Source organism: Candidatus Filomicrobium marinum (assembly GCF_000981545.1).
Lineage (GTDB): Bacteria > Pseudomonadota > Alphaproteobacteria > Rhizobiales > Hyphomicrobiaceae > Filomicrobium > Filomicrobium insigne.
In genome coordinates, this window is sequence record NZ_LN829119.1 from 16073 (window position 1) to 27406 (window position 11334).

Sequence of the window (11334 nt, forward strand, 5' to 3'; positions counted from 1 at the left end):
CGGAGTCCTCGTAAGGGACTTCGGCCTTAGCGTTTGCTTGCTTAGCGCCGCCAGTTCGTGAGCCGTTTTACGGCTTCTTCCATGTCGCTGGTTGCGCCTGCGTAGGAGAAGCGCAGATATTGCGCACCCCTTTCGGTATCAAAATCCAGTCCGGGCGTGGCCGCTACTCCGATATCGTTCAACATTCGGGCTGCGAAGGAAGGGCTATCGTCCGTCAGATGACTGACGTCACAGTACAGGTAGAACGCGCCGTCAGCCGGAACGATGCGATCAAAACCAACTTTGGGAAGGCCGGCCAGCAAAAGTTCGCGGTTCTCCGCATAGACGCGTTTGTTGGCTTCGAGTTCCTCCATACCGTCGAAGGCGCCTAAAGCGGCGATTTGGGAGGCGGCAGGGGCGGAGATGTAAAGGTTCTGCGCTAAGCGTTCGATTGTGCGGACAAGGCGGTCCGGGACGACCATCCATCCCACGCGCCAGCCGGTCATTGAGAAGTATTTTGAGAAGCTATTGATGACGATGGCATCGTCATTGTGTGCCAGGGCCGTTGCGGCGGGCGCTTCATAGGTGAGCCCATGGTAGATCTCGTCGGAGATGAACCAGAGGCCGAGGCGTTGGCAGGTCGCGCAGATCTCAGAGAGGCGCTCCGGCTCAAGCATCGTGCCGGTGGGATTGGCTGGTGAAGCGATAAGCAGACCGCGTATCCCTTTTTCGGAATGTGCGGCTTCAACGGCTTCGGGCGTCGGCATCCAACGCGTATTCGGCCCGGTTTCGATCATGACCGGCTGTTGACCCAAGGCCCGCAGGATCTGGCGGTAGCAGGGGTAGCCTGGTGACGGCAACGCGACCGTGTCGCCATGATCGAAAAGGGCTAGGAAGGCTAAGATAAAGCCGGCCGAGGAGCCTGTTGTCACGATGATCCGTTCTGCGGGGACGTCGACGCCGTATGTGTCCTGATAGTGCTGCGCAATGCGTGCGCGCAAGGGCTCCATTCCGAGTGCCAGCGTATAGCCGAGACTGTTGTCATCGAGGGCCTGACGCAACGCTTCACGCGCTGCTTTGGGGGCTGGGGTTGCGGGCTGCCCGACCTCCATGTGAATGACGCGCTCGCCGGCGGCCTCTTTTGCAGCCGCAGCGCGCATAACGTCCATGACGATGAAGCTATCGATCTCACTACGTCTCGCAGCCGCCAGCCGTCCAGGGATGGCGTCGCGAACGGTACTTGCGGGCATGGGCCGCACGTTAGAGGCCGATTTCAGGTCGTCACCGCTCATTGGGTCTTTCCAGAAAAACTTGCAGGAAGGCTTATGCTCACTACCTTGTTGATTGATTGCCGTGCCTTGATCATGCCCCATTATCGCGTGCTGATCGGTCTATGTGGTTTGGGTCCTCGGGGAATAACCATTCGACCTCGTCTATCGAACGATCATAATCCTCTCGAAGCTGGTGAATTCGGTCAGTGTCGCCAGCAGGGACCGGGCGCAGCTATAATCGGTGTGACGAACGCATGCCAGCCCAATCTATCATGGTATAAGCCGTCGCAACGACGTTCGAATCCGGGTCAAGGGGGACGAGTTTATGGGCCTTAGAGCAGCTTCGGACCTTGCTTTCAAAACGTTGGCAGGGACGGTCTTGGGGCGCGGAGCAGCGGGTAGGATTGCGCGCGTTGTGAGCTTGGCTGCAGTTGTGCTTGGCGCCAACGTTGCGCCGACGATGGCGCAGGGCTTGCCGCTCATTCGCGATACCGAAATTGAAGATCTTCTCAATGACTACGCACGCCCAATCTTCAAGGCTGCAGGCCTGGGAACCGGGCGGGTGCAAATGCGCATCGTCAAAAGCGATTCGTTCAACGCGTTTGTTATCGATGGCCGTAACGTGTTCATCCATACTGGCACGCTTATGCAGGCGGATACGCCCAATCAGGTTATCGGTGTTATCGCGCACGAAGCGGGTCATATTGCTGGTGGCCATATGGCGGCTCTCCGCGCTCGTATCGCTAAGGATCAGACGCGGGCTTTGCTTATGCAGATCCTTGGCATCGGCATCATGGTGGCCGGCGGTGTTTCCGGAGACAGTAACGTAACCGGTGCTGGTACGGGGGTTCTCTACGGCGGCAGTGATATGGTCATGCGCTCGCTCTTGTCAGAGCGCCGATCGCAGGAGTCGGCTGCAGACCAAGCCGGGTTGTCGTACCTCAATGCTACGCAGCAATCCGGTCGCGGCATGTTGGAGACGTTCGAGCGCTTTGCTCAGCAGGAATACATTTCCGACACGCACAAGGACCCCTTCGTTCGGAGCCACCCTGTGGCGACGGATCGTCTTAATCAGCTGCGGCGTTTGGTAACTGGTAGCAAGTATTACAGCCAGTCGGATACGGCGGAGCTCCAACTTCGCCACGACCTTATGCGCGCTAAGTTGGCGGGCTATCTCGATCCTCCAGCCGCCGTGTTTAACCGCTATCCGGTGACGGACAAAAGTCTGCCGGCGCGCTATGCGCGGGGCTTGGCCCGCTTTTTCCGCGGCGGTCCAGGAGGTCTCGAGGGCGCTCTTACGGAAATCGATGGACTTGTTCGCGAGCGGCCAAACAATCCCTATTTCCACGAGGTAAAGGGCGATCTGCTGATGCGGTCGGGTAAGTCTCGCGAGGCGATCCCGCACCTGCGTAAAGCGCTGCAGTTGACGAATGGTTCAAGTCTTATCCGGGTCCAGTTAGCGGCGGCAATCCAGAATGCCGGAGACAAGAGTGGCCTCGCGGAATCTGTGAGCCTGCTGCGCAAATCCCTCGTAGAGGACAAGAATCCCCGCGCCTATCGCTTGCTTGCGACGGCGTATTACAATCAAGGTAGGCGGCCGCAGGCGGATGCGATGACGGCGCAGGCATATTTCCTTGAAGGAAACCTGCAGCAAGCTCAAATCTTCGCGAAGCGGGCGCAAAGCCAGTTGAAGCCGGGCTCGCCAGAATGGATACAGAACGACGACATTCTGACGTACAAGCCGCCAGCTTAAACCCAGACCGCTGCGGTGCCGTTGGTCTAGATCCACTTCACCCCTGTGCCGTGACATTATCGGTCCTCGATCAAGGAACTCACATGACCACCAACTTCGTGGATAAAGCGCTGAACGGATTGCTCAGCATTAAAAGCCTGACCTTAGCGCTTCCCCTTGCTGCTGCAGGCGGCTTGGCGTTAGCCGTGATGACGGGTGAGCCGGCAGCGACTGCCCAGACAAAAGATGCGGGCGCGGCTGAAGCTAAGGCTGGCGCTCAGTCTGAGGCGGCGAAGGTCTTTTCTTCGGAGCAGCGCGCTGGCATCGAGGCTATCGTCAAAGAATATCTGCTTGCTCATCCGGAGTTGTTCCTGGAAATCCAGTCGGCTCTTGAGACGAAGCTTGAAGCCATGCAGGCGGAGCAGTTTACGGCTGCGATCGCGGACAATGCTGAGGCTCTCTTCCGGCGGGCAAATGCGCCGGCTATCGGTGATCCAAAGGCTGACGTTACTGTGGTCGAATTCTTCGACTACAACTGCGGCTTTTGCAAACGGGGTTTTCCGCAGCTGGCGAAGCTGATCGAGAACGACAAGAACGTTCGGGTTGTTTTCAAGGAGCTTCCAATCCTGTCTGAGGGATCTCTGGAAGCCTCACGGGTTGCCCTGGCGGCAAAAGCCCAAGGCAAGTATTGGGAAATGCATCGCGCTCTTATGGCCGCGAAGGGCACCATGAACGGCGAACATGCGCTAAAGATCGCTGAGAAGCATGGTCTTGATGTTGCGAAACTGAAAGAAGACATGAAGTCTCCTGAAGTGACCAAAGAAATCGAGAATGTTCGCGATCTTGCTCAGAAGATGGGCATAAATGGAACGCCTCACTATCTCGTTGCCGACAAGTCAATCGCAGGTGCGCCAGAGAATCTATATGAACAACTTGTTGGATTGGTAAAGGAAACGCGTGACAACGGCGGCTGCAAAGTTTGCTGATCTGCGTTTTTGCGACGGTATGCTTGTGTTCCCCCTAAGATGGCCTTTCTTCTAGGGGTGGGACGATTCACAGTTGGAGCCGCGGCAATAACTCCATCGGGAGCGTTGCTGCGGTTCTTTCTTTGGGCTTTTCCCCGACGCAGTCTTGCCGTTGCAGGGCCAGACTTTCGTTTGCCGGTGAAAACTGTTAGACCCCTTCGCAGTATTCATAGAAAGGACCTTCCGGGGGCAGGTGCACTACCGATCCGGAGCCATCGGTCTTATCTTCTCGCGCACATAGGATATGGCCAAGCCAATCTACGTCCTTAATGGACCTAACCTCAATTTGCTCGGGCGGCGTGAGCCCTCCGTTTATGGCACCGATACGTTGGATGACGTGCGGGACTTAGCGTCTGCACGCGCCAAACAGTTGGGCGCAGAAATTGTTTTCCGCCAGTCCAACCACGAAGGCGAACTGATTGACTGGATTCAAGAAGCACGTGAGGCCGCTCGCGGGATTATTCTCAATGCAGGCGCTTTCACACATACCTCGATTGGCATTCTCGATGCGCTTCAGGCTGCTGAACTGCCGGTCATCGAGGTTCATCTTTCTAACATCTTCAAACGTGAAACCTATCGCCATCATTCGTATGTATCGCTCGGTTCAACCGGTGTGATCTGCGGCTTGGGCGCCAAAGGTTACGAATTGGCGCTTGAGGCGATGGTTCAGCTCACAAGCAAACCACAAAAGCGATGAAACGAAAGGGACGGCCCGAAAAGCGGCCGCAGAGCAAGGGACAGATTGGCATGAGCGCCAAGGACGCAAAGGGTACGACGAGCGCGGAGAGCCAGCTCATTCGCGAGCTCGCTGAATTGCTCAACGAAACGGGCCTTAGCGAGATCGAGATCGAAAAGAGCGGCCTGCGTGTGCGCGTGGCGCGGCAGATTAACGTAACGTCGGGTCTCGTAGCTGCTGCGGCCCCTGCAATGGCAAGCGTTCCGACAGCTGCTCCAGCTGAAGCTGCAGATAGCCCGGGGCTTGATGCCAGCAAGCATCCTGGCGCGGTTAAGTCACCGATGGTGGGCACGGCTTATCGTGCATCTGAGCCCGGTGCGCCGTCATTCATCGAAGTGGGTACGCGTGTTGCCCAGGGTGATACGTTGCTCATTATCGAGGCGATGAAGACGATGAACCAGATTCCGGCACCGAAAGCTGGAACCGTTGCTGCAATCCTCTTTGAAAACGGTCAGCCCGTCGAATTCGGCGAGCCACTCGTCATCATCGAATAGCTGCCGGAGCAGCCTTCAGCGAGTGCATAGCCATGTTCGATAAAGTATTAATCGCCAATCGCGGTGAGATCGCCCTGCGGATCCAGAGAGCCTGCAAGGAACTCGGGATCGCGACTGTCGCTGTCCATTCGACTGCCGATGCTGACGCCATGCACGTGAAGCTGGCGGACGAAAGTGTGTGTATTGGACCGCCTCCGGCATCCGATAGCTATTTGAACATACCCCGCCTGCTCGCCGCGTGTGAGATTACCGGGGCAGATGCTGTGCATCCCGGCTATGGGTTCTTGTCCGAGAACGCGCGTTTCGCTGAAATTCTCGAAGAACACAACATCACATTTATCGGACCCACGTCTGAGCATATCAGGATCATGGGCGATAAGATCGCTGCCAAGGAGACCGCGAAGCGGCTTGGAATTCCGGTGGTTCCGGGGTCGGATGGCGGTGTCTCCAGTGAAGCGGAAGCCATGAAGGTCGCCGAGGCGATGGGTTTCCCGGTGCTGGTCAAGGCTGCCGCCGGCGGTGGTGGACGCGGTATGAAGGTTGCGATGACCGCAGCTGAGCTTCCGCTGTCCCTGTCAACAGCTCGGACAGAGGCTAAGGCGGCCTTTGGCGATGATGCTGTCTACATCGAGAAGTATCTGACAAAGCCCCGTCATATCGAGATCCAGGTCTTCGGTGACGGACAAGGCAACGCTATCCACTTGGGTGAGCGCGATTGCTCGCTTCAACGGCGCCACCAGAAAGTCTGGGAGGAGGCGCCTTCTCCCGCGCTCAACGAAGCGGCGCGCGCGCGGATCGGCGATGTCGTGGCGAATGCCATGCGGGAGCTTAAATATCGTGGCGCCGGGACCGTAGAATTCCTCTACGAGGATGGTGAGTTCTATTTTATCGAGATGAATACGCGGCTTCAGGTCGAGCATCCGGTTACCGAAGCGATCACCGGGATTGATCTCGTTCTGGAGCAGATCCGCGTGGCCTCCGGGTCTCAGCTCAGCCTGACGCAGGATGACATCACATTCGCCGGGCATGCCATCGAATGCCGGATCAACGCGGAAAATCCGCGTACTTTCCGGCCCTCGCCAGGTCAGATCACCTACTGGCATCCGCCAGGAGGTCTGGGCGTGCGCGTCGATTCCGGTGTTTATCAAGGCTACCGAATTCCACCCTACTACGACAGCTTGATTGGGAAGCTGATCGTGCATGGTAAGACGCGTAACGAGTGCCTGATGCGCCTCAAACGCGCCTTGTCGGAATTCGTGATTGATGGCATCGAAACCACGATCCCGCTATTTAACGAGTTGATTCGACAGCCAGATATCGCAAATGGGCTTTATGACATTCACTGGCTCGAAAAATTCCTCGGAAAGCCCTAATCTTTTGGTTTGATTGAAAGCGATGACGTTGTTCTGTTGTCGCTGAGAACCAAAGGAGGTCGCCCAACGGTGACTTCACACGACGACATAATGATTGAGATTACGCCGCAGGTTTTGCTGAAGGCCTACAGCTGCGGCATCTTTCCGATGGCCGAAAGTGCGGCCGATCCGGCGTTGTATTGGATTGAGCCCCAACAGCGTGGGATTTTGCCCCTGGATGAGGTGCATGTTCCGAAGCGGTTGGCCCGGACGGTGCGGGGCACGCCGTTTGTCGTTAGAATCGACGACAATTTCGAAGCCATTATTTCGGGGTGTGCAGCGTCCAAGCCTGGGCGGCGCTCTACGTGGATCAATGCGCGTATCCGCACGCTTTATCGCGAACTCTTTGAACTGGGGTACTGCCACACAGTCGGTGTTTGGCGCGATGATGAGCTGGTTGGCGGGCTATACGGTTTGGCGCTGGGGAGTGCCTTCTTCGGCGAAAGCATGTTTTCGACGGAGCGCGACGCCTCGAAGATTGCGCTCATACATCTTGTCGCGCGATTGATTGCGGGTGATTTCACGTTGCTGGACACGCAGTTTGTGACGGATCATTTGCGCCAGTTCGGTACCATCGAGGTTGACCGGGGCACATTCCAGGAAACGTTGGAAGAGGCGCTCAGTAAGCAAGGCAATTTCAATGCCTTGCCGCGTCAGGTTGACGGGGCGACGGCGCTTTCAATTATCAACGACGCGACGGCCCGCGGATGAACATTGCCGGGCTGTTTCCTAGGTAACAGCGCTGGTGTCGCGTTCGCGCGAGTTTCGGCCGAGCGGAGTTCGGCGGGTCCCTGGTCGTTTTCCTGCGAAGCTAAGGTGCCTCCCCCCGTGCGGGCCAATCCCCAGTCCCTAGGCCTCCGGTCCTGAGGCTATTGGCTCGTGGCACCCGCGAAGCGGCCCTTTGGCATTTCCCACCGATGCCAAGGGTCGTTTTGCTTTGCGTCTTTAATGGTGGGTCAAACAAAATCGGGCTGATCTGAGATCAGCCCGATTGCTCTCGCGATTTAGAGGCGGGACAGCTTAGCTGTCGCTTCCCAGAAGTTTACGTTGCCACCAGCCTTTGCGCGCGGGCTTATCTTCGGATGGCTCCAAGGTCGCATCGAGGCCTGTTTCTACGGAACGGTCTGGCCCCATAATTACACGCTGCAGACGCAGCCCTCCATTCGGAGCCGGTGTTGATTCAGGGGCTCTAGGTTCTTCAGCAGCGACGACGGGAACCGGTTTATCCTTCGTGGCAACCGGAGCTTCGGCCTCGACTGGCGGCGTGGTTTCGGGGGCCTGGACTGACGCGGCAGGTTCGTTTTGCGTTTCGGTGGTGACTTCTTCCGTAACGGATTGCTGTAGTTCAGCCGGTGGTATTACGGCTTCAACAGTTTCCGATGCGGGCTCCGTCACCCTCATGACGGTTTCTGATGATGGCTCGGCCTTCTCACGCACCGGTGTGGGTTCAGCCTCTGCACGCGGTTCGGTCGAGATTTCGATAATCGAGGGTTGGGGGCCGAGGCCGGGAATTTCGCTGGCGGCATCTTGTGTACCGTCTGAGTGTTCGCCTTCGCCTTCTGCCGTTGTCCGGTTGCGTTCACGGTTGCGGCGGCCACCGCGGCGCCCGCGACGACGACGACGTGAGGGGCGTTCCGAGGACCCGTCAGCAGACTCTATTGTGGTGTCATCGCTGGCTTCGCCATCGTCTGATGTGGACGTATCCTGCTCGTCTTCATCCATATCGTCTGATGCTTCGACGAGGTTCTCGCTGGCGCTTGTGTCGGCTGCGTTGGCCAAACGTTCGCTGCCACCGCGGCGCGTCCGGCGCCGACGCCGCCGTTTGCGCCGGCCGTTGTCCTCTTCGCCCGAACCGGTTGCTTCGTCGTTCCCATCTTCATTGTCGAAATTGTCAGAAGCTTCCGTGACGACCTCGGCCTCGTCGAAGTTCCAATCCATCTTGACCGCGCTGCGATCCGCGCGCCGTGGGGTCGGGGCCTGCGCGGGGGCGGAGCCTTTCTCGACCGTGAAGTTGGCGCCGGCCATTTTTTCCGAAGCCTGAACGAGGATTGGGAAGCCGTGGCGCGCTTCCATGTCGATGATGAAGTCGCGCTTGTTGTTGAGAATGTACAAGGCGACTTCGGCCGTGGTGTTCGCGATCAACGATCCGCGTGATTTGTTCATCACAGCGTCTTCGAGGGCGCGCAGAACAGCGAGTGCAATCGATTCAGTCGAGCGGATGATGCCGGTGCCTTGGCAGTGCGGGCATTGCGACGTGGAACCTTCGAGAACACCTGTGCGCAGGCGCTGACGGGACATTTCCAGCAAGCCGAACGGGCTGATACGGCCGACCTGAATGCGGGCGCGGTCCAGCCTCAACGCCTCTTTGAGCCGACGTTCCACGGCCCGGTTGTTGCGCTTCTCCTCCATGTCGATGAAGTCGATAACGATCAATCCGGCCAAGTCCCGCAGCTTAAGGTGGCGGGCGATTTCATCGGCTGCTTCCAAGTTGGTATGGAGCGCCGTTTCTTCAATCGAGAACTCGCGGGTGGAGCGGCCCGAGTTCACGTCGACAGCAACCAACGCTTCGGTCTGGTTGATGACGAGATAACCGCCGGAACGCAATGTGACGAACGGGCTGAACATGGCGTTCAACTGACGTTCGATAGCATAGCGTGTGAAGAGAGGCTCGGCGTCCTTATAGAGCGTAACGTTCTTGGCGTGGCTCGGCATCAGCATGCGCATGAAGCTTTTCGCTTCACGGTGCGCATCTTCACCTGCCACGACGACCTCGTCGATCTCCTTATTGTAGAGATCGCGGATCGAACGTTTGATCAGGTCGCCTTCTTCGTAAACGAGGCTTGGAGCTGTTGATTGCAGTGTGAGTTCGCGCACGCTTTCCCACAGACGCAGCAGGTATTCGAAGTCACGCCGGATTTCCTGCTTCGTACGTGCGGCACCGGCCGTGCGGATGATCAGGCCCATTCCTTCCGGAACTTCGAGCTCCGTGGCGATGGCCTTCAGCCGCTTGCGGTCTTGGGGATTGGTGATCTTGCGTGAGATACCGCCGCCCCGTGCGGTATTCGGCATCAACACGGTGTAGCGGCCGGCAAGTGACAAGTAGGTCGTCAGGGCGGCGCCCTTGTTGCCGCGTTCTTCCTTCACGACCTGGATCAGCAGGACCTGACGACGCTTAATAACTTCCTGGATTTTGTAGCTACGGCGCGAGCGCCGCGGCCTGGAGGGCAGTTCCTCCAAGGCATCTTCGCTGTCGCCGACGTTTTCGATTGCGTCCGTGTCTGCGGATGCGGTTGTCGTATCTCCGTCGGTGTCGTCGTCCGCAGGTGCCGTTTCTTCGGCTTCTTCGGGAGCAGCAGGGCTTGCGTCTACCTCTGTGTTCGGACGCGCCTCTGAGACGGTGGCGGTGAGAGCCTCTGCAACATCAGCGTCCACCAGAACTTCCGTTCTGTCGGAGCTTTCGCTGTCGCCTTCTGTGGCCAACTCTTCCGAGAGGCTTTCGTCGCGCGCCATGTTAATGGCGATCGTTTTCGGACCATTTTGTTGCCCGGAGTCTTCATCCGACGGAGGGTCTACCGGGTCGTCTTTGCTTCCGACACTCTCTGCTTGGACGGCCTCTTCCGAGGTTTCATCCGCAGTGACAGCGTCAGCATCATCGGCGACGGAAGCTTCGTTGTCGCCGTCCTCGCCATCGTTGTCCCAATCATGGTCGTCCGACGACGCGGCATGGACGTCTTCCGCTTCGTCGGACTCGTCGTTCGTATTGTTGTCGTCGTCGTTATCCGAGTCCTTTGAGGGCGTCGCATTCTGGCGGCGGGCGCGGCGTGCTGCCATGCGTTCGGCGCGCGCGTCTGCTTCAGCTTCTTCTTCCGCTTCTATTGCTGCTTCCTCTTCCAGGAGAGCAATGCGGTCAGCAATCGGAATTTGATAGTAGTCCGGATGGATTTCGTTAAAGGCAAGGAAGCCGTGGCGATTGCCGCCATAGTCAACGAATGCAGCCTGCAGCGCCGGCTCAACGCGCGTTACCTTGGCGAGGTAAATGTTGCCGCGCAGTTGTTTGCGAGCCGCTGATTCGTAGTCGAATTCCTCTACGCGACCTCCGCGAAGAACCACGACCCGGGTCTCTTCCGGGTGCGCGGCATCAATAAGCATCTTGTTTTCTGACATTGAAGATTTTCCTGGGCTTGCCCGCTTGGCGGATCGGCCGTCATGGATGAATGGCCAGCGCGGTTCGATCGCACGGGGGCGATGCGCGCTGTGGCGATTAAGTGGTTGGGGTTAGAGGTGGAACGATTGTCGCGCGTCCGACCCGGGCCGAAATCATTCCGGCAGCAGCTGCTGAGCGCCGAGCGGCGCTCTTGAGCATTCAGGTTGGTCGTGCGTGCATTAGGCATTGCGTAGCTTACTTAGCTTTATGAACCGGCTGCCGCGCCACGAATTGCGACGCCGGGCTGAAACGAGTCCCCTTTTGAAAAAGGGGGAGGAAAGGGCGGTAATGCTCGGGCATGCCCACCAGAAGACAGGATCTGCGAAGCCAATGGTCCTGGCACGCGGCAGACCTTCGCAAAAAAAGCACCATCTTCGCCTGGGGCGCTGAGCGATCGTCCCTGAGAAACGTTGCAGGCCTAAATAACGGCGCAAAAACGGCACCGGCCCAAATTAAACGGTCACACGGGTCGATACGGGAG

General features: G+C 57.9%; 8 protein-coding genes. 6 read left to right on the forward strand and 2 right to left on the reverse strand.

The annotated features are described in order from the left end of the window. Positions 1-41: 41 nt before the first annotated feature. Positions 42-1229, reverse strand: a complete 1188-nt coding sequence (locus YBN1229_RS00090; RefSeq protein ID WP_046479719.1) for an aminotransferase class I/II-fold pyridoxal phosphate-dependent enzyme — start codon at positions 1227-1229, stop codon at positions 42-44. Positions 1230-1575: 346 nt separating this feature from the next. Here YBN1229_RS00090 and YBN1229_RS00095 point away from each other — a divergent pair, with 346 nt between their 5' ends. From YBN1229_RS00095 to aat, 6 genes are all read left to right on the forward strand, one after another. Continuing rightward, a complete protein-coding gene (locus YBN1229_RS00095; RefSeq protein ID WP_082100896.1) occupies positions 1576-3003 on the forward strand; it encodes a M48 family metalloprotease in 1428 nt (475 codons plus the stop codon). Positions 3004-3086: 83 nt separating this feature from the next. Further along, a complete protein-coding gene (locus YBN1229_RS00100) occupies positions 3087-3968 on the forward strand; it encodes a DsbA family protein (RefSeq protein ID WP_052743570.1) in 882 nt (293 codons plus the stop codon). A 283-nt stretch (positions 3969-4251) separates the two neighbouring features. After that, entirely contained in the window at positions 4252-4704 is a 453-nt protein-coding gene (aroQ, locus tag YBN1229_RS00105) for a type II 3-dehydroquinate dehydratase (RefSeq protein ID WP_046475182.1), read from the forward strand. Between the two features lie 50 nt (positions 4705-4754). Further along, entirely contained in the window at positions 4755-5237 is a 483-nt protein-coding gene (gene accB, locus YBN1229_RS00110; RefSeq protein WP_046479726.1) for an acetyl-CoA carboxylase biotin carboxyl carrier protein, read from the forward strand. A gap of 32 nt (positions 5238-5269) precedes the next feature. Continuing rightward, the gene (gene accC / locus YBN1229_RS00115) at positions 5270-6610 is read left to right on the forward strand and encodes an acetyl-CoA carboxylase biotin carboxylase subunit (protein WP_046475184.1); all 1341 of its coding nucleotides are present in this window, start codon (positions 5270-5272) and stop codon (positions 6608-6610) included. A 69-nt stretch (positions 6611-6679) separates the two neighbouring features. Then, on the forward strand, positions 6680-7360 hold the full coding sequence (gene aat, locus YBN1229_RS00120; protein ID WP_046479727.1) for a leucyl/phenylalanyl-tRNA--protein transferase: 681 nt from the start codon (positions 6680-6682) through the stop codon (positions 7358-7360). Between the two features lie 309 nt (positions 7361-7669). Here aat and YBN1229_RS00125 read toward each other — a convergent pair whose 3' ends face one another. Continuing rightward, on the reverse strand, positions 7670-10813 hold the full coding sequence (locus YBN1229_RS00125) for an Rne/Rng family ribonuclease (RefSeq protein ID WP_046475186.1): 3144 nt from the start codon (positions 10811-10813) through the stop codon (positions 7670-7672). Positions 10814-11334 lie beyond the last annotated feature (521 nt).

What these genes read in the sequence shown, in the direction of transcription:
- YBN1229_RS00090 (WP_046479719.1), bottom strand. Translation starts at nt 1,229, where the DNA reads ATGCCCGCAAGTACCGTTCGCGACGCCATCCCTGGACGGCTGGCGGCT.
- YBN1229_RS00095 (WP_082100896.1), top strand. Translation starts at nt 1,576, where the DNA reads ATGGGCCTTAGAGCAGCTTCGGACCTTGCTTTCAAAACGTTGGCAGGG.
- YBN1229_RS00100 (WP_052743570.1), top strand. Translation starts at nt 3,087, where the DNA reads ATGACCACCAACTTCGTGGATAAAGCGCTGAACGGATTGCTCAGCATT.
- aroQ (WP_046475182.1), top strand. Translation starts at nt 4,252, where the DNA reads ATGGCCAAGCCAATCTACGTCCTTAATGGACCTAACCTCAATTTGCTC.
- accB (WP_046479726.1), top strand. Translation starts at nt 4,755, where the DNA reads ATGAGCGCCAAGGACGCAAAGGGTACGACGAGCGCGGAGAGCCAGCTC.
- accC (WP_046475184.1), top strand. Translation starts at nt 5,270, where the DNA reads ATGTTCGATAAAGTATTAATCGCCAATCGCGGTGAGATCGCCCTGCGG.
- YBN1229_RS00125 (WP_046475186.1), bottom strand. Translation starts at nt 10,813, where the DNA reads ATGTCAGAAAACAAGATGCTTATTGATGCCGCGCACCCGGAAGAGACC.